Below are 25,819 nucleotides of genomic sequence, written 5' to 3'. Positions count from 1 at the left end.
TATGTTGGCACTTGGGGCAGAGGCATCATCGGTGGTATATTCAATTATCAATTCAATAAACGTTATTAAAAAACTACATGCGTTAAATAAATATTTCCCATATGTTTTGCTATTAAGTTGTTCTCCAATTTTATATATTATTTTTAGAATATGTAATTGGTAGTAAATTCTATTAACAATTAATGGCATTATTATTGAATATCTGTGAGCATGAAAAACATATCAAAACTCTTTTATATAGTGCTTTTGCTTGTTACGGGTATTGTAAATGCCCAGGATTTTGCAAAGGTAGACAACACGGTTAAAGCATACCCTAAAGCATTTTCTGATACCAATAAATTCGCTAATCAGGTTAAAGCCGACTTTAAAACGGATGCCGATAAAGCGCGCGCCATTTTTACCTGGATAGCCTTAAACGTAAGGTACGATCTTGCGGCTTATGGCGTTAACCAGCGTCCGGTGGCATACAGCTTTACAACTCAGGAAGAAAAGCTTGCACAACAAAAAAAGTTTCGCGAGGAGCTTGCTACCAAAACCCTTAAATCTAAAAAAGGCGTTTGCGAGGGCTATGCAACATTATTTGCCGTTGTGGCAGATAAGGTAGGGCTGGAGGCTGTTGTGGTTCCCGGCACATCTAAATCGCATCCTATGCATATTGGCAAAGCCCCGGGCGCTAATGACCACGCGTGGAATGCCGTTAAGGTTGATGGCGAATGGAAACTTTTAGATGCTACCTGGGCTGCCGGTGTGGTTACAGGCGACAAACCTGCTTTTGCCTTTAAGTTTAACGATGGCTACTTTTTTGCCGAACCGGATGTGTTTTTCCTTAACCACTTTCCGGATGATAAAAAATGGCTGCTTACCACTAAAACTGAGGCCGATTTTGCCAATTTACCGCTGTATTACGGTAATTATTTAATGGAAGGCTACAATTTTATAAGTCCCGGTTTTGGTACGTTTACAAACAAGGCTGGCGCTGTGGTTCCGTTCAAAATTAAAAACCTTAAAGCAGGCGATACTGTGCATTATGCTTTTAGTAAAACCCGTAAAATTGAAGAAGTGACCTATACCAAAAATGGCGATGTAGCCGAGTTTGAAGTTCCGCTAAACGCCAATTCTGTAGGTACGTTAACCATTTACATCAACCAGAAATCGGTTGCGGGGTATAAGGTAAACAGGTAACTGTTCTTATTTAAAATGTTTGGCCGGATGTTAAGATAAACTTAAAAAGTTTTCTTGCTTCCGGCTTTCATTTTTTCTGCAATTGCGCTATATTAGCAGAAAATCCACAATATTTTATGGCCGAGGAAAATCAGTATACCGAAGACAACATACGTTCACTCGACTGGAAGGAACATATACGTATGCGCCCCGGTATGTACATTGGTAAGCTGGGCGATGGGTCTTCTCCGGACGACGGTATATACATTCTAATTAAAGAGGTGATAGACAACTCTATAGATGAGTTTGTTATGGGCACCGGTAAAACAATAGAGGTTACGCTTAAAGATAAAACCGTTAGTGTACGCGATTTTGGCCGTGGTATTCCGCTGGGCAAAGTTATCGATGTGGTTTCTAAAATGAATACGGGTGGTAAATACGACTCTAAGGCATTTAAAAAATCAGTAGGCCTAAACGGTGTAGGTACCAAGGCGGTTAATGCCTTGTCTAACTATTTCAGGGTAGAGTCGGTTAGAGATAACCAGCTTAAGGCGGCCGAATTTTCTGCCGGTAACCTTACCATAGAGGAAGCCGTTGTAGAAACTACCAAGCGCAAGGGTACCAAAGTTACCTTTACTGCCGATGAAACCATTTTTAAAAACTACAAGTACCGTAACGAGTACATTATAAAAATGCTGAAAAATTATTGTTACCTCAATACGGGGCTGACAATACTTTATAACGGCGAAAAATATTTTAGCGAAAACGGGCTAAAAGACCTTCTTGGCGAAACCATTGCCGAAGACGACCGTATTTATGATATTATTCACCTTAAGGATGATGATATTGAAATTGCCATGACGCACAGTAAGACCCAGTACAGCGAAGAATATTATTCGTTTGTAAACGGGCAAAACACCACACAGGGTGGTACGCACTTAGGTGCTTTTAGAGAGGCCATTGTGCGCACCATTAAAGAGTTTTACAACAAGAGTTTTGAGGCATCAGACATTCGTAAATCTATAGTGAGTGCCATTAGCGTTAAGGTAGAAGAGCCGGTGTTTGAGTCGCAGACTAAAACCAAGCTGGGCTCTACCGATATGGGTCCCGAAGCGCCATCGGTACGTACCTTTGTAAATGATTTTGTAAAGAACAAGCTCGATAACTTTTTGCACCGCAACCCCGAGGTTGCCGATGCACTGCTTAAAAAAATATTACAGGCCGAACGCGAGCGTAAAGAGCTTAGCGGCATTAGAAAACTGGCTAAAGACAGGGCCAAGAAAGCCAGCCTGCACAATAAAAAGCTGCGCGATTGCCGTGTGCACTTAACCGACTCTAAAAATCCGCGCAGTTTAGAGAGTACCATGTTTATTACCGAGGGAGATTCGGCTTCCGGGTCCATTACCAAATCCCGAGATGTTAACACACAGGCGGTATTCAGTTTAAGGGGTAAACCACTAAACTCGTACGGTATGACCAAAAAGATAGTGTACGAAAACGAGGAGTTTAACCTCCTGCAGGCAGCATTGGATATTGAAGAGGAGATGGAAAACCTGCGCTACAACAACATTGTAATAGCTACCGATGCCGACGTTGATGGTATGCACATTCGCCTGCTGTTGATTACCTTCTTTTTGCAGTTCTTTCCGGAGCTGATAAAAGAAAACCACCTGTACATCCTGCAGACACCGCTTTTCCGTGTCCGCAATAAAAAAGAAACCATTTACTGTTATAGCGACGAAGAGCGCCGTAATGCCATAGAAAAACTAAAAGGCAAACCCGAGATAACCCGATTTAAAGGTTTGGGAGAAATTAGCCCCGATGAGTTTAAGCACTTTATAGGCCAGGATATCCGCCTGGACCCGGTGTTGCTGGATAATGCCACATCCATCCAGACCCTATTAGAGTTTTATATGGGCAAAAACACACCCGACAGGCAGGAATTTATCATTAACAACCTTAAAGTAGAGCTTGATGTGGTGGGCGAGTAGAGCACAGTGAGCAGTATTCAGTTTTCAGTCGCAGTGGGCAGTAGACACGTATTGAATGCGTCTAAAATTATGAGAGATCTCTCCAATCGTCGAAATGACAGCAACAGTATGTCATTCTGAGCGCAGCGCAGCGGAGTCGAAGAATCTATATCAAAAGAATAAAATATTTCAACTATCGTTTGAAAGAATATAAATGAGCGAAGATAATTTAGAGCCTTTAAAAGAAGGCGAACATTTTTACAACAAAGCCGATACTAATTCAGAGTCAGGAGATGTTATTACCAAGGTTACCGGTATGTACAAAGAATGGTTTTTGGATTACGCATCTTACGTTATCCTGGAGCGTGCCGTACCCGCTATAGAAGATGGGTTTAAACCCGTACAGCGCAGGATTATGCACGCACTTAAAGAGTTGGATGATGGCCGTTACAACAAGGTAGCCAACGTAGTAGGGCATACCATGCAGTACCACCCCCACGGTGATGCCAGTATTGGCGATGCTATGGTGCAAATTGGGCAGAAAGAACTACTTATAGATACCCAGGGTAACTGGGGTAACATACTTACCGGCGATGGCGCTGCGGCTTCGCGTTATATAGAGGCACGCCTTTCTAAATTTGCGTTAGAGGTGCTTTACAGCCCCAAAATTACACCGTGGCAATCGTCTTACGATGGCCGTAGAAACGAGCCTATAAACCTGCCGGTAAAGTTCCCGCTATTGTTAGCGCAGGGAGCCGAGGGTATTGCGGTGGGGCTTTCTACCAAGGTGCTTCCGCATAACTTTAACGAGCTTATAGATGCTTCCATAAAAATATTAAAAGGCAAGCCGTTTACCATTTACCCTGATTTTCCTACTGCCGGTATTGCCGATGTTAGTAATTATAACGATGGTGCCCGTGGTGGGCGTGTACGTGTGCGTGCCAAAATTGCACAACTGGATAAAAGTACGCTTGTAATAACGCAAATACCATTTAGTACCAACACTACTACGCTTATAGATAGTATACTTAAGGCGAATGAAAAGGGTAAGATTAAGGTTAAAAAAATTGAAGATAATACCGCTGCCGAGGTTGAAATATTAATTCACCTGCCGCCGGGGGTATCGCCAGATAAAACCATAGATGCGTTGTTTGCCTTTACGGCCTGCGAAACATCCGTAGCCCCTTTAGGCTGCGTTATCGAAGATCATAAGCCGCTGTTTGTAGGGGTATCGCACATGCTGAATATCTCTACCCACCGCACGGTTGATTTGCTTAAGCGTGAGCTTGAAATCCAGTTGGATGAGCTTGAAGAAAGCTGGCATTTCCAGTCGCTTGAGCGTATATTTATAGAAAACCGTGTTTACCGCGCCATTGAGGAGGAAGAAACCTGGGAAGGTGTAATTAAGGCTATAGACCTGGGCCTTAAGCCTTTTACAGGCCACTTAAAAAGGGCGGTTACCGAAGACGATATTGTTCGCCTTACCGAAATACGTATTAAGCGTATCTCTAAATTTGACATTGATAAAGCACAGGAAAAGATCGAAGCGCTGGAAGGCGAAATCGAGCAGGTTAAACACCACCTGGAACACATAATCGACTTTGCTGTTGCTTATTTTCAGGGGCTTAAAGACCGTTACGGCAAAGGCCGCGAACGTAAGACTGAACTTAGAAGTTTCGACACCATCGAGGCTACTAAGGTGGTGCTTCGTAACACCAAGCTCTACGTAAATAAAGAAGAAGGCTTTGTGGGTACCGGACTTAAAAAAGACGAGTATGTAGCCGACTGTAGCGATATTGATGATGTTATTGTGTTTCTTCGCAACGGCAGCATGATGATTACCAAGGTAGACGTAAAAACCTTTGTGGGTAAAGACATTATACACGTTGCTGTTTTTGATAAGAACGATAAGCGTACTATTTATAACATGATTTACCGTGATGGCAAATCGGGGCCATCATACGTTAAACGATTTAATGTATCGGGGGTAACCCGCGATAAAGTGTACGACCTTTCTGCAGGTACAGCCAACTCTATGGTGCTGTATTTTTCGGATAACCCTAATGGAGAGGCCGAAGTAGTTACGGTACTGTTGCGCCAGGTGGGCAGCGTTAAGAAACTTAAATTCGACCTTGATTTTTCGAGTATTGCCATTAAGGGGCGTGCCTCCAGGGGTAATACGGTTAGTAAATATCCTATCAAAAAAATCGACCTTAAAGAAAAAGGTATCTCTACGCTTAAACCGCGCAGGATTTGGTTTGACGATACCGTGCACCGCCTTAATGTAGATGGCAGGGGAGAGCTGTTGGGCGAATTCAGGCCTAACGACCGATTGCTTATTATTAACCAGAATGGCAGGCTTAAAACCATTATACCCGAACTTACCACGCATTTTGATGAAGGCATGATAGTGCTGGAAAAATGGGTGCCTAAAAAACCGGTGTCGGCTATTTATTTTGATGGCGAAAAAGAACGTTATTTTGTTAAGCGCTTTTTGGTGGAGAATGAAAATAAAGAGGAGATATTTATTAGCGAACACGCCAAATCGCAACTGGAAATAGTTTCGACTGATTACCGTCCGGTAGCCGAAGTTGTATTTGCTAAGGTAAAAGGCATTCAGAAAGAAACACTTACGGTAGACCTGGAAAATTTTATTGCTGTAAAAGGCATTAAAGCCATAGGTAATGTATTAACTGCCGATAAACTAAAACAGATAAGCCTTTTGGAGCCATTGCCTTATGACCCTCCTGTAGAAGAAATTCCGGAAGAGATAGAGGTAAGAGGCGAAGATATAATCGACGATTCTAACATCAGCCTTGATGATGATGGGCAGATAACACTTAGTTTAGAGTAAATAATACACATATAGAATTTTAAAGGCTGCTTAGGCAGCCTTTATTTTTTTGCAAAATCAGGTACTACATTGCTGTTCATATAGTAATCGGCCAACTCACGAGACATGCCTGTAAGAGCCAGCAAGGCCTCAATATCTTTCGGGGTATTAGTTAGCACAAACGAATCCTGGCCGCTGTTATTAATATGTTCATTGTTCCAGTCAAGCTCCCAAAGTTCGCCGGTTTCTTCGCGGTACGTACATTCAAACAAATATTTTTCGGGGTTTTCTTCCCTATTATAATAATACTTACGTGTGTGGTAATAATCAGGCACGCCATCATATAAAGACTGATGCCCTATAAGTTCGCCTTCCGGATTATAAAGATCAAGATTAGTAACATACAGTCCATCTTCGTTATATCCAAAAGTGGTTGTAAGCTTATAACCATTAGTATATGGCGTATATTCTACAATACCAACATCTTTATAGTCTTGTAAATAAGTATCAAGAATGCTTTTGTGGTCCTGGTTGTCAAAGTTATAGTAGTCCATGCCGGCTAATCTCGTATTATAATAATACTCTTCAAGTATTAAAACGTCATTTTTGTAAAATGCCTTATAATATTCGTTTATGCCAATAGCATGTTCTTCACTTATAATGTTCTTACCTTTATCTTTAAATATTATATCCATTATTTACCTTTATATATACCTTCAAATATAAATAATAAAGACAGCCCTAAAGCTGTCCTTATTATTGTAATATATTGTAAGTCTATTCTTTAGCTTTCCTCATTTTCATGTTTAAAAATTCTACAGCTAACGAGAAGGCTATAGCAAAATACAGGTAGCCTTTTGGTACGGCACCAACGTGCTGCCCGGCAAGCTGAGCGCCTGATAAGTGCATGCTTTCGGTTATCAGCATAAAGCCAATAAGTATTAAAAATGCAAGGCCAAGTATCTGTATCGATGGGTTGGAGTTTACAAAATTACCAACAGGCACGGCGAACAGCATCATAATACCCACCGATATTACTACAGCAGTAATCATAACATATAACGCGCCCTCAAGACCGTTTGTCATACCTACCGCGGTAAGTATAGAGTCGATAGAAAATATAAGGTCGATTAACAAGATCTGGGCGATAGTGCCGGCAAACGATTTCTTAGGGCCCTTGCCGAGGTTGGATTCATGTTCGCCTTTAACATCTACTTTTTCATGTATCTCTTTCGTACTCTTATAAATTAAGAAAAGTCCACCGGCGAATAAAATAAGCGCCTGACCCGTAAAATCGGCACTAAACCAGCCAAAATCTAATGAGAAGAAAGGCTTCTTCATTCGCGTAAGCAGCGTAATACCAAACAGTAAGCCTATACGTAAAAACATAGCCAGAAACAAACCAATACGCGTGGCTTTTTTACGGTCTTCAGGTGGCAGTTTGCCTGTAACAATAGAGATAAAGATGATATTGTCTATACCCAGTACAATTTCCAAAAAGGTAAGGGTTAGCAGGGCAATCCAGGCATCAGGGTTAGATAAAAAACTAAGATCCATCAGGGTTATGTATTTAATTAAGTTTGGTTACGGTTCCTTTTTGCTTGTGGGTATCGCCAACTATCGAGTATTCTACCGTAGCGGCATTATCTTTAGTGGTTAGGATTTTCATGTGTATCGATTCCTTTTCCTCTTTACTTGTAGCCTCAAGATCTTTAAGCACAAATTCACAATCGTTTAGCCATCTTACAGAAGCCTGCGTGGTTTTACCATTATAGGTTTCGGTTTGCAGGCTATCGGTACGGGTAAGTTCGGTTATCTGGGTTTTGCCATCAATGGTTGTCTCAAATCTAAATTTACCGGTTTTAAAGTCGGCGCAATTGCGTTCCTGGCTATAGCAGGCAACTAATAAAAATGCGGGCAAAATTATATAAAGTAGTTTCTTCATTAGTTTAAGTTGATTGAGATATGCCTCTGTAAATCAAATATAATTTGATTAATTAAGTAAGGCTTTTCATTATGGTGCGCAACCCAAAAAACACAAGGGCTATAGCAGCAATGCATAAAATAATACCCACGCCCAACACCGGTATAAAAAACGGGTGGTTCTGGTTTTTAAAAGAGCTGTGTATAACAACCGGCCCAATAAAAAACAAGGGCAGGGCGCCGCTAAGGTATTTAAGCCCCTTCATTAAAATTTTCTTATCGGTTGCCATAAGCTTGTATTGCTTTACGTACGTTTTTATGTTCTTCTAAAAGGGCAGCAGCTTCGTCCTGAGGTATGCTTAATTCATCAACAATCATTTGTACACCACGGCCAACAAGTTTATGATTGCTCAATTGCATATCCACCATCTTGTTACCTTTTACATGTCCAAGCTGAATCATTGCTGCGGTAGATATCATGTTAAGTACCAATTTTTGGGCGGTACCGGCTTTCATACGAGAGCTGCCGGTAACAAATTCCGGCCCAACCACAACTTCTATAGGGTATTGCGCTGTAGCCGCAAGCGGACTGCCCTGGTTGCAGGTAATGCAGCCTGTGATTATGTTGTTAGCATTACACTGCTCTAAACCGCCAATAACATAAGGCGTAGTGCCCGATGCCGCAATGCCAATAACCACGTCTTTATCGTTAATAGTATATTCAGATAGGTCTTTCCAGGCCTGTTCGCGGTCGTCTTCGGCAAACTCTACGGCACGTCTAATGGCAGCATCGCCACCGGCAATAAGGCCAATAACGAGGTCAAAAGGTACTCCAAAAGTAGGGGGGCACTCTGATGCATCAACCACGCCCAAACGCCCGCTGGTGCCTGCGCCAATGTAAAACAGGCGGCCACCTTCCTTCAATCGCCCCACAATTTTAGTTACCAGTGCTTCTATCTGCGGAAGCGCCCTTTCGACAGCAAAAGGTACCGATTTATCTTCGTTATTTATGTTTTCAAGCAATTGCGCAACCGACATCTGTTCCAGGTGTTCGTATTTAGAAGATTGCTCTGTAGTTCGTGTAAAAGACATTAGTATAGCTTTTAAGTAAAGTTATAGAAAATAGGCCATTATAACCCCAAGTATAATAACCAAAAGTTTGGCAAGGTTAAATTTGTGATTTTCGCCACTCTCAAATATAATGGTAGACGATATGTGGAATAAGATACCTACCACAACCGCAGATATTTGCGTATGATAATTTGCTACACACTCTAACTGGCCCGATAGTAATGTGCCCAGTGGTGTCATGGCTGCAAAAGCCAGCATAAACAGCATAATTGCCATTTTATTTAACCCTGAATTGATGAAAAATGCCGTTAAGATGATAGCGATGGGAAAGTGGTGTATTGCAATGCCCCATGCCATATCGTGGTGCTGGCTAACCGGCATACCTTCTAATAATGCATGTATGCAAAGGCTTATAAATAGTAGCCAGGGCATGCTGTGGGCGTGTTCATCGCTATGGGCGTGTACGTGGCCGTGCTCGGCACCTTTAGAAAAATATTCGAGTATGATCTGGAAAATAATACCCGCCATTATAAAGATACCTATAGCTGCATTTGCACCGTGCGCATGGCCTTCATGATCGTGGTCATGTTCGGCACCGGCGCTGCCGGCATAAACTTCGGGTAATAAATGTAAAACCGTAAGCGATAATAAAAAAGATCCGCTAAATGCAAGTAATAATTTAAGGTTTTTTTTGTTGGTTGGCTTTAATATAAGCGCCATAACATAGCCAAAAATAACCGATAGTAAGGGTATTAAATATATCATACTATTTAAAGATCATTATTAAACGCTCCGACTCGTTTTTATAAAATTTTCTAAGCTTGTAATCGCCAAAAGTATCCAGCAAATAAATGCTGGCTTCTTCCATCATTACCTCAAAATCCTGAAGCGTAAGGGCTTTTACCTTTTCTACAAAGTGGTATTTTTCGCCTTTATCTTCAAAATCTATTTCCTTAATTATATGATCATCAATATAAAACCTTTTTATATGAAAGTCGATACCATCTACCGTTTTAACCTCGTGCGGAACAAGGTTATCTATGGTGTGCTTAACATTCATAAAATCGATAACACCAAAACCATATTCGCTAAGGCTTTCGCAGATAGCTTTTAGGGTTACCACATTATCAGAATCCTGTTCAAAATAGCCAAAGCTGGTAAACAGGTTAAAAATAGCATCAAACTTTTGCTCAAAAGGCACGCGCATGTCGTGCACTTCAAAATGCAGGGTGTCGTTAGCGTGCTTAGAGGCTGCGGCAATACTGTTTTCAGAGAGGTCGGCGCCCGTAACATCATAACCAAGCTGGTTAAGATAGATAGAATGGCGGCCTTTGCCACAGGCAAGGTCTAATATTTTGGCATCTTCGGGCAGGTTTAGATAATTGGTTAGATTATCCATAAAAAGCTGGGCTTCCTCGTAGTCGCGGTCCTTGTAAAGTATATGGTAATACGGAGTGTCGAACCAGGATGCAAACCAGTTATTTGTTTCTTTTTGCATATTCATAGAATGTACCCGCAAATTTAGCTTATTTTTGCCGTGAAATTGAAACCGATTGATGGAAAATAATTTTAAAATGATTGCCAAAACCTTTTTTGGTTTTGAAGAGATACTGGCCAAAGAGCTGCAAATGCTGGGTGCACAGGATGTTGAACAAGGCGTAAGGATGGTTAGCTTTAAAGGCGATAAGGGTTTTATGTACAAAGCCAATCTTGCCCTGCGTACTGCCCTTAAGATACTTAAGCCAATTTATGGGTTTAGGGCCGCTAACGACAACGCCCTGTACAAAGGCATTATGGGTATAGACTGGAGCCAGTACTTAAATTCTAACCAGAGTTTTGTGGTAGATGTTACCCTGCACTCAGACTATTTTAACCACTCGCAGTTTGTGGCGCTAAAAACTAAGGATGCTATTGTAGACCAGTTTCGCGACCGTTTTGGCAAACGCCCTGATGTGGATAAAGATTTTCCGGATCTTAGGGTAAACATACATATTTATGATGACCAGGTGTCTGTAGCGCTCGATACGTCGGGTAACTCGCTGCACCAGCGTGGTTATAAAACGGCTACCAATATAGCGCCTATTAACGAGGTGCTTGCTGCCGGTATGCTATTATTATCGGGCTGGGATGGCCAGGGCGATTTCCTGGACCCAATGTGTGGTAGTGGTACCATTGTGGCCGAAGCTGCCATGATTGCCTGCAACATACCCGCCAACCTTAACCGTAAGGAGTTTGCTTTTGAAAAGTGGAACGACTGGGATAACGACCTGTTTGACACCATAATGGAGTCGCTGCTTAAAAAGGTGCGTGAGTTTCATTACACCATAAAAGGGTATGACAAAGCGCCATCGGCTGTAATGAAGGCTAAAGACAATATTAAAAACGCCAATCTGGACGAGTACGTAACCATACAGCAGGAAGACTTTTTTACTACCGAGAAGGAAACCCGCGGCCCACTGCACATGGTATTTAACCCGCCATACGGCGAAAGGTTAGATGTTGATTTAGAGCGCTTTTACCGCGAAATTGGCGACACCCTTAAACAAGGCTACCCGGGTACAAACGCCTGGTTTATAACGGCTAATTTAGATGCGTTAAAGTATGTTGGCTTAAAGCCATCGCGTAAAATAAAGTTGTTTAACGGTAAGCTGGAGGCACGTTTGGTTAAGTACGAAATGTATGAAGGCAGTAAACGTACTAAATTTCAGACGGGAGAGGGAGACCCTGATAAATACCCGGATAATTACTAAGTATCACAAAATGAGCAAGTCTACTAAAGCATTATTATATAATTTTCTTGGTTTTGCACCAATATACCTGTTGCTGTATTTTTTAATAGGCAAATTTACTAACCTTACCGGCTGGTGGATACCCGTTACCGCAGCAGTAGCCACAACTATATTAGCACCTAAATTTCAGGCAGCTAAGTATTTAGGCGAAGAAAAAATATTTATGAAATGGCTTTTTATTAAAGGCCCCAGAGAGATAAAATAACATATTTCAAATAAAATTGATCGGGTAAGGTTTAGATCTTATCCGATTTTTTATGCCCTGTATTTTTCTCAATATCAAGGGGTTCTGAGCTAATTTTGCTTTCGGGTACCGGTTTTGGGCGAAGCTTTTTACCAAACAAAACCCTTACAATAGCAAACAATACTACCAGCGGAAGCACACCCAATAGCAGAACTGTCATAAAATCAGTGCTTAACGTCATTGCGGTATCGGTCATTGCGGTTTCTTTAGCCTCAAGGTATACGTAGGTTTCCAGGTAGGCTATTAAAAATGCAAAACCCAGTGCAAAAAACAGGTAAACTACTGTAGCCCTGTTTATTGCCTTAATAAATTTAAGCAATGTAAAGCCACTAAAAGCGCCCTGAGTTTTAAGGAACAATAACAGGGGCAGGGCAAATAAGAGTATCAGGAGCAGGTAGGCCATGTATGCAGATTTATTGCATCAAATGTAATAAAAAAATAGGGTAGGATGCTCAAACCTTAACTAACCCATAACGTGTTTTGTGCTGTAAATTGACGCAAAAACACCTTAATATTTCACTTTCGGACTTTGGTTTCAATGTTATTTGAAGTAATAACGGCTTGCGTAGGCTGCAAATACTATTGCTAAAATAAAAGGCCCCAAAAGTAAAATTATCTGATAGATCTTATCCTGAAAACGCGTACGCTTTTCAATAAAAGGTTCTCTTTTTAGTAGCAGTATAAATACAGACCTTAATATTTTTTGAAGCACAAGGAATAAGAAAGGTACGCTGGCACCAAATAGCAACGATGCAAAATTGCCTGGATTGTTAAATTTAGTGTGCAACAAAAAAGCCTGTGCAAGAATAGCAACCGACATAAGTAAACTTTGCAGGTACAAGTTATTTATTTGCAGTAGCCTGTAATCTATATATAAACATAAAAATAAAATGCCTCCAATAGCTGTATTGTAATTAGCAAAAAGGTGCGGATGTTTTATGTAAATCAGGTAGTTACAAACATACAGCACAATTGCAATATACATATACAGGTTCAGCCTTTTGCTTAAAGCTACTGTGCGTTTTTTTAAGTTTTTCGCTTCTTTTTTAGTTATTGTATCCAATGGTATGTTTATAAAAACAGCGCCCTGAGGCGCTGTTACAAATGTATTATTTCTTTAAATAGGTATCAAAATATTCGGCAATTTTTTGGTTCAGGTGAATCCTGTCTTTACCTCTCACGTTGTGCTCGTGCGTAGGGTATAAAAAGTAGTCTACCTGCTTGCCGGCTGTAATGCATGAGTTAATAAACTCCATACTGTGCTGTTGCACTACCACGTTATCCTGCGCACCATGTATTACTAAAAGCCTGCCCTGTAATTTAGCTGCCTTTTTAATAACATTGTTCTTATCATAGCCTTCAGGGTTTTCCTGCGGGGTATCCATATAGCGTTCGCCATACATAACTTCGTAGTATTTCCAGTCGCATACCGGGCCGCCGGCAACGCCAACTTTAAAAGTATCGGCCTGGTCTAACATTAACGATGTTGCCATAAAACCACCAAAGCTCCAGCCGCTTACACCAATTTTATTAGCATCTACAAAAGGTTTAGCTTTCAGGAACTCGACACCCTTCATCTGGTCGGCCATTTCGTTAACGCCCAGGTTGCGGTGTATTACGTGTTCAAAATCGCGTCCACGGGCATCGCTGCCGCGGTTATCCATCGTATATACCACATAGCCCTGTTGTGCCAGGTAATAATCGAACAAATTGGCACCGCCCAGCCATTTATTAGTAACTAACTGTGCATGCGGACCTCCATATACATACACAATTACAGGATATTTCTTTGCAGCATCAAAGTTAGCCGGATAGATAATCCTGCCGTTAAGCGGGGTTTTGCCATCGGCACTTGTAAGGGTAACCAGCTCCATTTTAGGCAGGTCTGTTTTACCGGTGTATGGGTTTTCTGCCTTAAAAAGGTTAGTGGCCTTATTGTTCTTCAGGTTAATAATATTTACATCATTAGGCGTTGAAGTATTGCTAAAGCTATCTAAAACCAAAGCACCATCGGTACTAACAACAGCGTTATGCGTGCCCGATGTTGTTGTTACCTGCACCGTTTTACCCGATTTCAGGTCGGTTTTATACAACTGTCGGTCCAGACCATTGTTGGCCGTACCCATATAAAACACATTTTTAGCGGCAGTATCAAAACCAAGCAATTCGGTTACAACCACATCTTTAAAACCCAGTTTTTTAAGCTCTTTACCATCGGTATTATAAAGGTATAGCTGCTCGTAACCCTCTTTTTCGGTACGGTATAAAAACTGGCTGTTGTTACCCGGAATAAAAGTTAATACATGCAGCGGCTCTACATAGGTCGCGGCTTTCTCTTCAAACAACGTCTTTATAAGGCTGCCCGTAGCAGCATCATACTTGTTTAGTTTTAAATGGTTCTGCTCTCGGTTAAGCACACCAACATAAATTTGCTTACCATCGGGCGACCATGTAACGCAGGTTAAAAACTGCTCTTTAGGGCCATCGGTTTTTAAGGTTGTTTTATTGCCGGTAGCCACATCATACACCAAAAGCGTAACCTCTTCGCTTTTCATACCGGCCATTGGGTACTTAATATCTTTGGCGGCAGCAATGCGCTCTCCCCACTGTATAAGCGGAAAATCGGCCACCATAGTCTCATCTTTACGGTAGTAAAGCAGTTTATCGCTGTTAGGGCTCCACCACATACCTTTATCAATACCAAACTCCTGGCGGTGGGTGTAATCGCTGCCGTTTACAATACCTTTATCGGTATCGGTTGTAACATTAGTGTCTTTACCATCTTTAGAAATAACAATGTTGTTTTCCTTAAGCCATGCAGCTGCATTTCCGTTAGCCGAAAGCACTTGGTTAGCAGCATCCGCGCTTATTTTTACGGCACTTTTTACAGTTTTAGTAGCGGCATCAAATTCAACAAGATAAGTACCATTAGCACCCGCAACTTCTAACAATAAGGTGTTTTTATCTTTCCACGAATAACCTGCAGGGAACATTCTAAGGGCAAAGGTATCGCCCGAAAATTTGCTTTTTAAAGCCGATGCCAGTTCTTCTTTAGTGAGTAATACCGATTCTGCCCACTGCCCATCTTCACTGCGCGCCATAAGATTTTGGTAGGTAGCGTCAAGATAGGTTAAGACGTGGGTATCTGGCCTCCATTGTGGTGCGGCAAGGCTTTTTACAGCAAAATTTTGGTACTGTCCAAAGGTAGCTTCTTGTATTGTAAGGTTTTTTTGTGCCGTTGCAGCCGCCCCGGTTAAGAGGAACAGCCATAAAAGTTTTCTCATTATGTGTTTGTTTAAAGGGCGAATTTAATTAAAAGTATTGAAAGTAAACCGTTTAAAAAATAATAGCTTTTTAATGTAAAACACATTAATATATTTAAGTAAAACCCTATATTTACAAAAATAGCACAACACAAATGTTAATTAGCCTCAGTATATGAAACAAAAATCCATTTTAGGCGATTATAATATGTTACAGGGAGTTTTTGATGAGATGATGGCTCCCGGCAAAGTACGCGACCACTATGCCAAGTTTATCTCGTCGTTTACCGGGCTTAAAGATGCCGAAGTGGACTCTAAGAACGAACTGGCCCAAAAACTGTTTATGACACAAGGTATTACCTTTACCGTTTACAGCAGCGGCGAGGGTATCGAGAAGATATTTCCGTTTGATATGATTCCGCGTATTATTGAGGCATCCGAATGGGATTATATCGAAAAAGGCATCAAGCAGCGCCTTAAAGCCCTTAATATCTTTTTAAAAGATGTGTACCACCAGCAATTTATTATTAAAGACGGTATTATACCGGCATCGTTAATTTACTCGTGCCCCAACTATTTGCGCGAAATGGTTAATGTAGATGTGCCTTTTGATATTTACTCGCATATTAGCGGTATCGACCTTATTCGCGATCACGATGGTTCGTATTATGTGTTGGAAGACAACCTTCGCACTCCATCGGGCGTAAGCTATATGCTCGAAAACAGGAACATGAGCTATCGTATCTTCCCTAACATACTGCCGGAAAATAAGGTACGCCAGGTTAAAGAGTATCCCGAACTGCTTGTTAAGAACCTGTTAGCCCTGGGTAACGAAAAGAGCAGCCGCCCAACCGTGGTCCTGCTTACCCCCGGCATATACAACTCCGCTTATTTTGAGCATACTACACTGGCCCGCCTTATGGGTATTGAGCTGGTAGAGGGCAGGGACCTTGTGGTGCAAAACCATAAAGTGTACATGAAAACCACCAAAGGCCTTAAAAAGGTAGACGTTATATACAGAAGGGTGGATGACGAATTTATAGACCCGCTTGTGTTTAGGCCCGATAGTGTTTTGGGTGTACCCGGAATTTATCATGCGTACCGCAAAGGCAACGTGGCCATTGTAAACGCAATGGGCAATGGCGTGGCCGATGATAAGGCGGTGTATTCTTATGTGCCCGATATGATTCGCTATTACCTTAACGAAGAGCCTATTCTTAAAAGCGTGCCTACCTATAAAATGGAAAACCAGGACGAGCGCAAATATGCTATAGAAAATATTCGCGATATGGTTATTAAGCGTACCAACGAGAGCGGCGGCTACGGCATGCTTATTGGCGATTGCGCTACCGACGAAGAAATTGCCACTTTTATAGACGAGATTAATAAAGAGCCGCGCCAGTTTATTGCACAGCCTATTATTAAGCTTTCTACTGCACCTTGTTATATAGATGGCAAGCTGCAACCCCGCCGGGTCGACCTCCGCCCGTATGCGCTCTATGGCCCTGATGGGATAGATATTGTACCGGGCGGACTTACACGCGTGGCCCTTAAAGAAGGCTCTATTGTAGTAAACTCATCGCAGGGTGGGGGCAGTAAAGACACCTGGATTATAGATTAATACCAAACACACTAAACTAAATGCTGAGTAGAGTAGCCGAGAATATTTTTTGGATGAGCCGTTATATGGAGCGCACCAACATCCACCTCCGGAATTTACAAACCCTGTACATAGCCTCGCAGGATGGCGTGCCCGTTATTAGCTGGGAAACTATTTATAAAGAGTACAACCCGGGGCAAAAGTCGGCGGCATGTACCGGCGACAGCGAGATACTGCAAAACATATTTTTTGATAATAATTTAGAATATTCGCTTAGCAATAATATTTTGCGTGCCCGCGAAAATGCCCGTAGCGCGCAAGACCATATTACCAAAGAGCTGTGGCAGTCGCTTAACGACTTTTACCACCAAATGCGCAACCCGGCGCTTAAGGCACAGATTGCCAACCACGACCCCATAACGGTTTTTGACCAGTTTATAAAGCAGTGCATGCACTACTACGGCACGGTAGACAATTCTATGTTTAGGGGCGAGGGTTTTTACTTTTTGCGCATTGGCGGCTTTATAGAGCGTGCCCTGCAATGTATTTTGCTGCTTAAAAGGCAGTTGATGATATCTGACATTTCGCGCCCTGAGCAGGCCGACCCGGTTAGCTGGCGGTACCTGCTTATTTCGCTTAGCGGCTATGAGTATTACCTTCGGGCTAATGCCGGTTCTTTTAACGTAGAGTCTATGTACAACCAGATTTTGTACGAAGACCATTTTCCTAACTCGGTGGCTTACTCATTGTACCAGACGGCATCGTTTACAAAAAGCTTAAAAAAGAGCAATCTGGAAGAGCAAAAAGACAGTATTGAATTTTTGCTGGGCAAAACAATTGCTTATTTAAAATACAACAAGCCGGAACCCGATACCAATTCGCGTTTAGAATTCTTAACCCAGCTGGAAAGCGGCATACACGAAATTGTACAGGCTTTTGACCGCCATTATTTTAAGGTAGCTTATTAAATTGTTATCAAATAAAGTAATTATGAGCCGTAAAAGTATGATATTTGACCCGCATAAAACTAATAGATAACATGCCGTTATATCACGTAAAACACGTTACCCGCTACCAGTATCCTACGCCTGTTACCGACAGCGCGAACCAGATCGTCCTTAAACCGGAAAGCTCTGAATACCAAGAAATACGCGATATTAAGATTACTATTAATCCTAATGTACCCATAGATTATTTTACAGATTACCTGGGCAATGCCACGGGTGTTTTTACTATTGTAGAACCCCACAGCGAGCTCGAAATCGTGGCCGAACTGGAGGTGGTAACGCACCCGGTAAACTTTCCGCAGCCTACGGCTTTTCCTGCCGAAGAATGGCAGGTTATAAACGATATTAAAGATACCTTTGAGTACCTTGATTTCTCTAAACCCGATAATTATAAGTACCGTAACGAGGTTGAAGCGGCTGTTAAAGCAGTAGCGGCAGATGCATCGGTTTTTGAAACCGTATCTAAATTAGCCGAATATATTTACACCAATTTTACCTATAAACAAGGGGTTACTAACGTAGAAACTAAAATTGACGAGGTTTGGGAACTTAAAGCCGGTGTTTGCCAGGATTTTGCCCACCTGTTGTTAGAAATGCTCCGCACGGTTAACGTACCGTCGCGCTACATTAGCGGCTACATTTGCCCGGTTAACCACGAGCTGCGCGGCGAAGGCGCTACCCATGCCTGGGTAGAGGCTTTTATCCCTGATTATGGGTGGTTTGGCATAGACCCAACCAATAATTGCTGGGTTAGCGACCGCCATATTAAAATTGCGTACGGCCGTAATTTTTCCGATTGTACTCCGGTAAAGGGTACGTATAAAGGCACATCCAACCATAAGTTAACGGTATCGGTAACCATAAGCAACGAAAAAGGTGTTTTTGAAGATGCCGAACCCATTGAGCCTGCCTATGTTGCCGAAGCCCCCACAGAGGTTACAACTCCTTTAAACTCCTACCAAAGGTTTCTGGATATGCAACAACAGCAGCAGCAGCAGTAGTTTTAGTCGCAGTCGCAGTTTTTCAGAAAATAAAAAAATCCGCTCATGGCTAATGCTTAGAGCGGATTTCAACATATAATCAAATTCTAAAACTCAGACATTACTTCCTTAAAAATTCCCAGTTCTGTCATGCAGGCTTTCATCATCTGGTAAGTACGCTCTATATCATTATCCAAACCTATAGAAAAACGTATCAGTCCATCAGTAAGGCCCATTGCCTTTTGTTCATCTAAAGGTATCTCACTCGATGTTGATGTTCCCGGGGCACTAAACAGTGTTTTATAAAAACCAAGGCTCACGGCCAGGTAACCCAAATTGCGGTGCTGCATTAATTCCATTAGCTCATTAGCTTTATCAAGGCTGCCCACATCAATAGTCATCATTCCGCCAAAACCATATTCTGGGTTTATCATATTTTTATACAATTCATGGCTTGGGTGGCTTGCAAGCCCGGGGTAAACCGTTATAAGTCCGTCCCTTTCAAAACGTTCTGCCAGATACAACGCGTTGGCACTGTGCTGTTTCATACGAATATGCAGCGTACGCAGGTTTTTCATAACGCTGGCCGCGCGAAGGCTATCCATAGTAGGGCCCAATAGCATAGCGGCACCATTATTTACATTTTTAGTAGCATCTATAAACTCGCGCGTACTGCAGGTAACACCGCCAACGGTATCGCTGCTGCCGTTAATATATTTGGTTAAGCTGTGTATAACCACATCGGCACCCAGTTTTGCCGGCGCGACAGACAGCGGAGAGAACGTATTATCTACCACCAGCTTCAGGTTATGTTTTTTAGCAATTTTAGCAAGCGCGGCAATATCGGTCACCTCTAACAACGGATTACTAACTGTTTCGCAATATAGTACTTTGGTATTGGGGGTAATGGCGGCCTTAATCAGTTCGTGTTTGGTGCTGTCTATAAAAGAAGTGGTGATGCCAAGGTTGGGCAAAAAGTTCTTCATAAAAGCATAAGTTCCTCCGTAAATCGTTCTGCTCGATACTATATGGTCGCCTGCCTTACACAATTGTAAAAGGGTAGTGGTAATAGCCCCCATACCCGATGCCGCCACGTTGGCAGCCTCGGTACCTTCCATAGCGGCAAGTGCCTGGCTAAGGTATAAGTTACTGGGCGACGAATGGCGCGAATACAAATAGCAGCCTTCGGCATTGCCCTCAAAAGTATCGAACATTGTTTTGGCAGAAAGAAAGGTATAAGTAGACGAATCGGATATTGACGGATTTACACCTCCAAATTCGCCAAAATATTGCAGGTCTTGTATATTATCGGCAGGGTTAAAAATTTTCATATAGTTTGTTGTGTGATTAATTACAAGTCAAATTGACGGTTTACTAAATAAAAAATCAAGCATAAACTAATTATTAAGATTTTAAATCTATAAATTTGAATTATGGTAGATTTAAATTTTAAAACTAACCTCTAAATTTTACGATAAAAGAAAATTTTTCAGATGATACCCGATATAACCGACAGAAAACTGCTTTATCTTTTACAGGAAGACAGCACCAGGACCACTAAAGAACTTTCGGTAAAACTTAACCTTTCGGTTACGGCCGTGTACGAGCGCGTTAAAAAACTGGAACGCGAAGGCATAGTGAGCAAGTATGTTGCCCTGGTAGACCGCAATAAAGTAAATAAGGGCTTTGTGGTGTTTTGCCACCTAAAGCTTATTCAGCATACTAAAGAATACCTTACCAAATTTGAGCAACAGGTTGTAAAGCTCGACGAGGTTTTAGAGTGCTACCACGTAAGCGGCGATTACGATTATATCTTAAAAATATATGTAGCCAATATGGAAGAGTACCGCGAATTTATGGTAACCAAGCTTACTACGTTGCAACATATTGGCAGTACGCACAGTACCTTTATGATTGGCGAGGTTAAAAACACCAACATCATTGTACTGTAATTAAGCAATGAGAAATGTTTTTCTTTCTTATATTTGATACAATCTAAAAAACGATATAGTATGACTAAAAAATATTTAGTGCTGGCATTACTGCTGCAATTAGCACTGCCGGTACCGGCACAAAAAGCCCCGCAAATAAAAGTGGAGCAGGGAACGTTAGAAGGTACTGCCGAAAAATCAGGGGTGCAAAGTTTTAAAGGCATTCCGTTTGCACAGCCACCGGTAGGGGAGTTACGATGGACTGCCCCGCAACCACCCAAAAACTGGACAGGTGTGCGCAAGGCAACTTCTTTTGGCAATAACGGTATGCAAAAGCCGGTGTTTGGCGATATGATGTTTCGTTCGCCAAAAATGAGCGAAGACTGCCTGTACCTTAATGTATGGACACCCGCTAAAAAACCTTCAGAAAAACTGCCGGTACTGGTCTATTTTTATGGAGGAGGCTATGTTGCCGGAGATGGCAGCGAGCGCCGTTATGATGGCGAAAGCCTTGCCGAAAAAGGCATTGTAACTGTTACGCTAAACTATAGGTTAGGCATTTTTGGGTTCTTTTCGCACCCGGAGCTTACCAAAGAGTCTCCCAACCATGCATCGGGCAATTATGGTTTGTTAGACCAGTATGCCGCCCTGCTTTGGGTTAAGAAAAATATTGCTGCCTTTGGCGGCGACCCAGATAAGATTACCATAGCCGGAGAGTCGGCCGGATCTATATCGGTATCGGCACAGATGGCATCGCCATTGTCTAAAAATTTAATTGCAGGTGCCATTGGCGAGAGTGGTGCTATGATAAACCCAACATTAGATGCAATTCCGCTTGCGGAAAACGAAAAACAGGGTGCGGCCTTTACCGAAAAAGTAAAAGCAGGATCGCTGGCGGCATTGCGAGCCATTCCTGCAGAACAGTTGTTGGAAGAAGCCGCCAAACCGGGAGCTTTTAACACAAAAGCGGTGGTAGATGGCTACTTTTTAACTAAACTTCCGTCAGAAACTTTTGCGGCAGGCGAGCAGGCTAAAGTGCCGCTACTGGCGGGGTGGACGTCGACCGAAATTCCGTACCAGGCATTTATGCATGGGCAGTTTCCAAGTCCGGAAAATTACGCCAAGCGTGTAAAAGAAACGTATAATGATAAAGCCGATGAAGTTTTAAAGTTATATCCGGGCACTACGCAGGATGAAGTTATAAAATCGGCCACAGCCTTAGCCAGCGATAATTTTATAGTGTACAGCACCTGGAAATGGGTTGATTTATACCGTAAAACAGCCAAACAGCCTGTTTATGTGTATCAGTTTTCAAGGGCAAGGCCGGCTATGAAAAGCGAAATGGGCGATGCCAAACCGGGCCTTGCCGGCGGTATTGTTAAAGGCGATGGTGCTAAGAAAGACGAAAATGCTATGCCGGAGGCTCTAACAGGGGCATCGCACGCATCGGACATTGAGTATGCTTTGGGCAACCTTGCAAGCAACACTGCTTTTGGTTGGACGGCTGATGATTATAAGGTATCTGAACTTAACGAAGATTATTTTGCCAACTTTATAAAAACCGGCAACCCTAATGGTAAAAAACTGCCTGACTGGCCGGTAAGCAAAGCAGATGGCGATATGACTGTTATGGATATCAACGTGCAAAGCAAAGCGGCAAAAGAGCAGTACAGGGCACGTTATTTGTTTTTAGATAAGATCTATATGGCTAAAAAATAAATTAGCTGTTTTTATTGCCACGAATTATACAATTTGCACAAAATTTAGATTGGTGTAAATTGTATAATTCGTGGCATTTTATTTTATAAAAACCGTGATACTCTTTGCGGTAAGAGTGACTGAATACTGCTACAAAAAACTCTTTTAATTTGGCTTCATATAAATGATATTGCCTAAATTTGCGTTACAAAATTTAAACCATACAAATACAAATACTATGAGTTCATTTGACGTAGTCGTTATAGGTTCTGGCCCGGGCGGATATGTGGCAGCCATCAGGGCGTCGCAATTGGGTTTTAACACCGCAATTATAGAAAAATATCCAACCCTTGGCGGTACCTGCCTTAACGTAGGCTGTATACCAAGTAAAGCATTGCTGGATTCGTCTCACCATTACCATGATGCCCACTCAAACTTTAAAACACACGGTATTGATATTGAAGGCGAGATCAAATTAAATTTTGAGCAAATGATTGCCCGCAAACAAGGTGTGGTAGACCAAAATGTTAGCGGTATTAAATACCTTATGGACAAAAACAAAATTACTGTTTTTGAAGGTGTTGGCTCATTTGAAGATGCTACCCATATTGTGGTTACAAAAAATGATGGTACTACCGAAACCATAGAAGCTAAAAATACCATTATAGCAACAGGTTCTAAACCATCGTCGCTGCCTTTTATAAAAATAGACAAAGAAAAAATAATCACTTCTACAGAGGCGCTTAAACTTAAAGAAGTTCCTAAGCACCTTATAGTTATTGGTGGTGGTGTAATAGGCTTAGAGTTGGGCCAGGTTTACCTTCGCCTTGGTGCACAGGTATCTGTGGTTGAGTACTTAGACCGTATTATTCCGGGTATGGATGCAGGCCTTAGTAAAGAGCTTACCAAAGTTCTTAAAAAACAGGGCATGAAATTCTACACGTCTCACAAAGTAAAATCGGTTGAGCGTAATGGTGCCGATGTTCAGGTGCAGGCAGAAAACGCTAAAGGCGAAACTATTACGCTTGATGGCGATTATGCATTGGTATCGGTAGGGCGCAGGCCATTTACCGAAGGCCTTAATGCTGATAAAGCCGGCGTTAAAATATCTGAAAGAGGTATTATTGAGGTTAACGAGCATTTACAAACAAGCGTTCCAAACATTTACGCTATCGGCGATGTGGTTCGTGGTGCTATGCTTGCCCACAAAGCTGAAGAAGAAGGTGTTTTTGCTGCCGAAACTATTGCAGGTCAAAAACCACATATAGATTACAACCTTATACCGGGTGTTGTTTATACATGGCCTGAGGTTGCTGCTGTTGGTAAAACAGAGGAGCAGCTTAAAGAAGCGGGTGTTGAGTATAAAACCGGTAGCTTTCCTTTCAAAGCGCTTGGCCGTAGCCGTGCAAGTATGGATACCGATGGTTTTGTGAAAATTCTTGCCGATGCCAAGACCGACGAGGTTTTAGGTATCCACATGATTGGTGCCCGTACTGCCGACCTTATTGCTGAGGCTGTTATTGCAATGGAATTTAAAGCCAGCGCCGAAGATATTGCAAGATCGTCTCACGCACACCCAACCTATGCCGAGGCTGTTAAAGAAGCTGCCCTTGCCGCTACCGAAAACAGGTCGATACATATTTAATAGAATATTTGTTATCCACATACAGGCAAAACCCATTCTGAAAAGAGTGGGTTTTGTTGTATTACAACGGTATAGTTTATTAATTATTCATTTTGAAGCAATAAAATCAGTAATGCCGCTATATAATACCTATATTTGTGATAAACACAAAATTAACTATGAGTATTTCTGACACAAAGAATGAATTTCCTGATTTTGGAAATTCTAATGCCGACCAGGGATTTTATGATACGTTGAAAAAATATGTAAATAAAGCAGAAAGCGAAAAAGCTGCTTTAGATAAAAAAACCGAAGACACCCCTAAAAAGGAAAAGTAAATTGTTTTAAAGACACTATATTCTTAGTATTTTTGGTCTTTCAAATTATTTTGCTTGAGAACTTCTGCAATTCATACAATACAAGATCCCGCTCAATTTAAACGCCAGTTGCTGCAATGGGCGCAACAGTTTAGAGAGGTGGTATTTTTAGACAGCAATAACTACCATCAAAATTACACGTCGTACGATGCTGTACTGGCTGTAGATGCGCTAACATCTATCCAAACAGATTATCACAACGCTTTTGATGAGCTTAATACCTATCAGCAAACTACTAAAGACTGGTTGTTTGGGTATTTATCTTACGATCTAAAAAACGATACCGAAGCCATTCAGTCATCTAATTTTGATGGTTTGGGCTTTCCTGATTTGTTTTTCTTTCAGCCAAAAAAGATTTTTTTCCTTAAAGATAATCAGCTTGAATTGCGCTATTTAAATATGTGCGATGACGAGTTAGATTCAGACTTTATCGAAATCAACCAACAACCAGCAACCAATAACCATCAACCAATAACCAGCAACCAGCAACCAGTAACCATACAGCAAAGAATCTCTAAAGAAAGCTATTTAGAAAAAGCCGGTAAAATGCTGGAGCATATTTATCGCGGCGATATTTATGAAGCCAATTTTTGCATGGAATTTTATGCTGAGGATGCTGCTATAGACCCGCTTGAAAAATTCGAAAAGCTGAATGCCATATCTGAGCCTCCTTTTGCTACTTATTTAAAAAATAACAAGCAGTATTTATTGTCGGCTTCGCCAGAGCGTTATTTAAAAAAGGAGGGAAGCAAAGTTATATCGCAGCCTATTAAAGGTACAGCAAGACGCAGTGCCGACGAGGCGGAAGACCTGGCTCTAAAGCAAGAGTTATTAGTCAACGACAAAGAACGATCTGAAAATATAATGATTGTAGACCTTGTACGTAACGATTTATCGCGTACTGCTGAAAAGAATTCGGTTCACGTAGACGAACTTTGTGCGGCTTATAGCTTTAAGCAGGTACATCATTTGATTTCAACAGTTGTATCTACTGTAAATCCAGAATATAGCCCTGTTGATATTATCAGGACAACCTTCCCGATGGGGAGCATGACGGGCGCGCCAAAAATATCGGCTATGCAAATTATCGAAAATCTGGAAGAAACCCGCCGTGGCCTTTACAGTGGGGCAGTAGGTTATTTTACCCCTGATGGCGATTTCGACTTTAATGTTGTTATTCGCAGTATACTTTACAATCAGGATAAAAATTATGTGTCTTTTTCTGTGGGCAGTGCCATAACCGCGCAGGCAATCCCGGAAAAAGAATATGACGAATGCCTGCTAAAAGCACGCGCCATGCGCAGCGTATTGGAGGGGTAACGTATCTTAAAAATTCTTACCTTTGCAA

Annotated in this window: 23 protein-coding genes; 13 read left to right on the top strand and 10 right to left on the bottom strand. The window is 41.8% G+C overall.

Annotation, left to right across the window (positions count from 1 at the left end; genetic code table 11):
* The first annotated feature begins 210 nt into the window (after window positions 1–210).
* From G509_RS0114420 to G509_RS0114410, 3 genes are all read left to right on the top strand, one after another.
* Complete coding sequence (locus G509_RS0114420) at window positions 211–1,182, top strand: transglutaminase domain-containing protein (RefSeq protein ID WP_026992180.1); 972 nt, start codon at window positions 211–213, stop codon at window positions 1,180–1,182.
* 116 nt (window positions 1,183–1,298) lie between these two features.
* Complete coding sequence (locus tag G509_RS0114415) at window positions 1,299–3,152, top strand: DNA topoisomerase IV subunit B (RefSeq protein WP_026992179.1); 1,854 nt, start codon at window positions 1,299–1,301, stop codon at window positions 3,150–3,152.
* 193 nt (window positions 3,153–3,345) lie between these two features.
* The gene (locus tag G509_RS0114410) at window positions 3,346–5,985 is read left to right on the top strand and encodes a DNA gyrase/topoisomerase IV subunit A (RefSeq protein WP_026992178.1); all 2,640 of its coding nucleotides are present in this window, start codon (window positions 3,346–3,348) and stop codon (window positions 5,983–5,985) included.
* 41 nt (window positions 5,986–6,026) lie between these two features.
* Here the strand turns inward: G509_RS0114410 and G509_RS0114405 are convergent, their stop codons facing one another.
* The 7 genes from G509_RS0114405 to G509_RS0114375 all read right to left on the bottom strand — a co-directional run bounded on the left by G509_RS0114405 (window position 6,027) and on the right by G509_RS0114375 (window position 10,456).
* Window positions 6,027–6,659: a hypothetical protein gene (locus G509_RS0114405; RefSeq protein ID WP_026992177.1), complete on the bottom strand. Its 633-nt coding sequence runs from the start codon at window positions 6,657–6,659 to the stop codon at window positions 6,027–6,029.
* Window positions 6,660–6,741: 82 nt separating this feature from the next.
* Complete coding sequence (locus G509_RS0114400) at window positions 6,742–7,521, bottom strand: TerC family protein (protein WP_035738993.1); 780 nt, start codon at window positions 7,519–7,521, stop codon at window positions 6,742–6,744.
* A gap of 13 nt (window positions 7,522–7,534) precedes the next feature.
* Window positions 7,535–7,909 (bottom strand): hypothetical protein, encoded by a 375-nt coding sequence (locus G509_RS0114395; RefSeq protein ID WP_026992175.1) that lies wholly within the window; start codon window positions 7,907–7,909, stop codon window positions 7,535–7,537.
* Window positions 7,910–7,961: 52 nt separating this feature from the next.
* Window positions 7,962–8,177: a DUF6095 family protein gene (locus G509_RS0114390; protein ID WP_026992174.1), complete on the bottom strand. Its 216-nt coding sequence runs from the start codon at window positions 8,175–8,177 to the stop codon at window positions 7,962–7,964.
* Entirely contained in the window at window positions 8,164–8,979 is an 816-nt protein-coding gene (murQ, locus tag G509_RS0114385) for an N-acetylmuramic acid 6-phosphate etherase (RefSeq protein WP_026992173.1), read from the bottom strand. Before murQ ends, G509_RS0114390 begins: the two co-directional genes overlap by 14 nt.
* A gap of 21 nt (window positions 8,980–9,000) precedes the next feature.
* Entirely contained in the window at window positions 9,001–9,723 is a 723-nt protein-coding gene (locus G509_RS0114380; protein ID WP_026992172.1) for a ZIP family metal transporter, read from the bottom strand.
* 1 nt (window position 9,724) lies between these two features.
* Complete coding sequence (locus tag G509_RS0114375; RefSeq protein WP_026992171.1) at window positions 9,725–10,456, bottom strand: SAM-dependent methyltransferase; 732 nt, start codon at window positions 10,454–10,456, stop codon at window positions 9,725–9,727.
* A 58-nt stretch (window positions 10,457–10,514) separates the two neighbouring features.
* Here G509_RS0114375 and G509_RS0114370 point away from each other — a divergent pair, with 58 nt between their 5' ends.
* Window positions 10,515–11,708: a THUMP domain-containing class I SAM-dependent RNA methyltransferase gene (locus G509_RS0114370; protein ID WP_026992170.1), complete on the top strand. Its 1,194-nt coding sequence runs from the start codon at window positions 10,515–10,517 to the stop codon at window positions 11,706–11,708.
* A gap of 10 nt (window positions 11,709–11,718) precedes the next feature.
* On the top strand, window positions 11,719–11,952 hold the full coding sequence (locus G509_RS0114365) for a hypothetical protein (protein WP_026992169.1): 234 nt from the start codon (window positions 11,719–11,721) through the stop codon (window positions 11,950–11,952).
* A 31-nt stretch (window positions 11,953–11,983) separates the two neighbouring features.
* Here G509_RS0114365 and G509_RS0114360 read toward each other — a convergent pair whose 3' ends face one another.
* Window positions 11,984–12,394, bottom strand: coding sequence for a hypothetical protein (locus G509_RS0114360; protein ID WP_026992168.1), 411 nt, complete (start codon window positions 12,392–12,394; stop codon window positions 11,984–11,986).
* Between the two features lie 706 nt (window positions 12,395–13,100).
* Window positions 13,101–15,275, bottom strand: a complete 2,175-nt coding sequence (locus G509_RS0114350) for a S9 family peptidase (RefSeq protein ID WP_026992166.1) — start codon at window positions 15,273–15,275, stop codon at window positions 13,101–13,103.
* Between the two features lie 154 nt (window positions 15,276–15,429).
* On the opposite strand from G509_RS0114350, the gene G509_RS0114345 reads away from it, so the two are divergent.
* From G509_RS0114345 to G509_RS0114335, 3 genes are all read left to right on the top strand, one after another.
* Window positions 15,430–16,875 carry a circularly permuted type 2 ATP-grasp protein gene (locus G509_RS0114345; RefSeq protein ID WP_026992165.1) on the top strand — a complete coding sequence of 482 codons (1,446 nt, stop codon included), beginning with the start codon at window positions 15,430–15,432 and terminating at the stop codon, window positions 16,873–16,875.
* Window positions 16,876–16,895: 20 nt separating this feature from the next.
* Window positions 16,896–17,822 (top strand): alpha-E domain-containing protein, encoded by a 927-nt coding sequence (locus G509_RS0114340; protein WP_081663318.1) that lies wholly within the window; start codon window positions 16,896–16,898, stop codon window positions 17,820–17,822.
* 71 nt (window positions 17,823–17,893) lie between these two features.
* Complete coding sequence (locus tag G509_RS0114335; RefSeq protein WP_026992163.1) at window positions 17,894–18,862, top strand: transglutaminase family protein; 969 nt, start codon at window positions 17,894–17,896, stop codon at window positions 18,860–18,862.
* Window positions 18,863–18,948: 86 nt separating this feature from the next.
* On the opposite strand, the gene G509_RS0114330 is transcribed toward G509_RS0114335, so the two are convergent.
* Entirely contained in the window at window positions 18,949–20,172 is a 1,224-nt protein-coding gene (locus G509_RS0114330; RefSeq protein ID WP_026992162.1) for an aminotransferase class I/II-fold pyridoxal phosphate-dependent enzyme, read from the bottom strand.
* Between the two features lie 162 nt (window positions 20,173–20,334).
* On the opposite strand from G509_RS0114330, the gene G509_RS0114325 reads away from it, so the two are divergent.
* From G509_RS0114325 to G509_RS0114305, 5 genes are all read left to right on the top strand, one after another.
* Window positions 20,335–20,793: an Lrp/AsnC family transcriptional regulator gene (locus tag G509_RS0114325; protein ID WP_026992161.1), complete on the top strand. Its 459-nt coding sequence runs from the start codon at window positions 20,335–20,337 to the stop codon at window positions 20,791–20,793.
* Between the two features lie 60 nt (window positions 20,794–20,853).
* Entirely contained in the window at window positions 20,854–22,491 is a 1,638-nt protein-coding gene (locus tag G509_RS0114320; protein ID WP_026992160.1) for a carboxylesterase/lipase family protein, read from the top strand.
* 217 nt (window positions 22,492–22,708) lie between these two features.
* Window positions 22,709–24,115, top strand: a complete 1,407-nt coding sequence (lpdA, locus tag G509_RS0114315) for a dihydrolipoyl dehydrogenase (protein ID WP_026992159.1) — start codon at window positions 22,709–22,711, stop codon at window positions 24,113–24,115.
* 158 nt (window positions 24,116–24,273) lie between these two features.
* Window positions 24,274–24,432 carry a hypothetical protein gene (locus tag G509_RS23405; protein WP_154657777.1) on the top strand — a complete coding sequence of 53 codons (159 nt, stop codon included), beginning with the start codon at window positions 24,274–24,276 and terminating at the stop codon, window positions 24,430–24,432.
* Between the two features lie 54 nt (window positions 24,433–24,486).
* Complete coding sequence (locus G509_RS0114305; protein ID WP_026992158.1) at window positions 24,487–25,791, top strand: anthranilate synthase component I family protein; 1,305 nt, start codon at window positions 24,487–24,489, stop codon at window positions 25,789–25,791.
* The last annotated feature ends 28 nt before the right edge of the window (window positions 25,792–25,819 follow it).

Source organism: Flavobacterium subsaxonicum WB 4.1-42 = DSM 21790 (assembly GCF_000422725.1).
In the GTDB taxonomy this organism is placed as follows: domain Bacteria; phylum Bacteroidota; class Bacteroidia; order Flavobacteriales; family Flavobacteriaceae; genus Flavobacterium; species Flavobacterium subsaxonicum.
Note: the sequence above shows the minus strand (reverse complement) of the source record. Positions and strands in the feature narration are given on the sequence as shown.

Bases quoted from the DNA above. Each gene is read 5' to 3' on its own strand.
- G509_RS0114330 (WP_026992162.1), bottom strand. From the start codon at position 20,172: ATGAAAATTTTTAACCCTGCCGATAATATACAAGACCTGCAATATTTT.
- lpdA (WP_026992159.1), top strand. From the start codon at position 22,709: ATGAGTTCATTTGACGTAGTCGTTATAGGTTCTGGCCCGGGCGGATAT.
- G509_RS0114345 (WP_026992165.1), top strand. From the start codon at position 15,430: ATGAAACAAAAATCCATTTTAGGCGATTATAATATGTTACAGGGAGTT.
- G509_RS0114350 (WP_026992166.1), bottom strand. From the start codon at position 15,275: ATGAGAAAACTTTTATGGCTGTTCCTCTTAACCGGGGCGGCTGCAACG.
- G509_RS0114405 (WP_026992177.1), bottom strand. From the start codon at position 6,659: ATGGATATAATATTTAAAGATAAAGGTAAGAACATTATAAGTGAAGAA.
- G509_RS0114380 (WP_026992172.1), bottom strand. From the start codon at position 9,723: ATGATATATTTAATACCCTTACTATCGGTTATTTTTGGCTATGTTATG.
- G509_RS0114320 (WP_026992160.1), top strand. From the start codon at position 20,854: ATGACTAAAAAATATTTAGTGCTGGCATTACTGCTGCAATTAGCACTG.
- G509_RS0114340 (WP_081663318.1), top strand. From the start codon at position 16,896: ATGCTGAGTAGAGTAGCCGAGAATATTTTTTGGATGAGCCGTTATATG.
- G509_RS0114375 (WP_026992171.1), bottom strand. From the start codon at position 10,456: ATGCAAAAAGAAACAAATAACTGGTTTGCATCCTGGTTCGACACTCCG.
- G509_RS0114335 (WP_026992163.1), top strand. From the start codon at position 17,894: ATGCCGTTATATCACGTAAAACACGTTACCCGCTACCAGTATCCTACG.
- G509_RS0114400 (WP_035738993.1), bottom strand. From the start codon at position 7,521: ATGGATCTTAGTTTTTTATCTAACCCTGATGCCTGGATTGCCCTGCTA.
- G509_RS0114410 (WP_026992178.1), top strand. From the start codon at position 3,346: ATGAGCGAAGATAATTTAGAGCCTTTAAAAGAAGGCGAACATTTTTAC.
- G509_RS0114325 (WP_026992161.1), top strand. From the start codon at position 20,335: ATGATACCCGATATAACCGACAGAAAACTGCTTTATCTTTTACAGGAA.
- murQ (WP_026992173.1), bottom strand. From the start codon at position 8,979: ATGTCTTTTACACGAACTACAGAGCAATCTTCTAAATACGAACACCTG.
- G509_RS0114420 (WP_026992180.1), top strand. From the start codon at position 211: ATGAAAAACATATCAAAACTCTTTTATATAGTGCTTTTGCTTGTTACG.
- G509_RS0114365 (WP_026992169.1), top strand. From the start codon at position 11,719: ATGAGCAAGTCTACTAAAGCATTATTATATAATTTTCTTGGTTTTGCA.
- G509_RS0114395 (WP_026992175.1), bottom strand. From the start codon at position 7,909: ATGAAGAAACTACTTTATATAATTTTGCCCGCATTTTTATTAGTTGCC.
- G509_RS0114370 (WP_026992170.1), top strand. From the start codon at position 10,515: ATGGAAAATAATTTTAAAATGATTGCCAAAACCTTTTTTGGTTTTGAA.
- G509_RS0114415 (WP_026992179.1), top strand. From the start codon at position 1,299: ATGGCCGAGGAAAATCAGTATACCGAAGACAACATACGTTCACTCGAC.
- G509_RS0114390 (WP_026992174.1), bottom strand. From the start codon at position 8,177: ATGGCAACCGATAAGAAAATTTTAATGAAGGGGCTTAAATACCTTAGC.
- G509_RS23405 (WP_154657777.1), top strand. From the start codon at position 24,274: ATGAGTATTTCTGACACAAAGAATGAATTTCCTGATTTTGGAAATTCT.
- G509_RS0114360 (WP_026992168.1), bottom strand. From the start codon at position 12,394: ATGGCCTACCTGCTCCTGATACTCTTATTTGCCCTGCCCCTGTTATTG.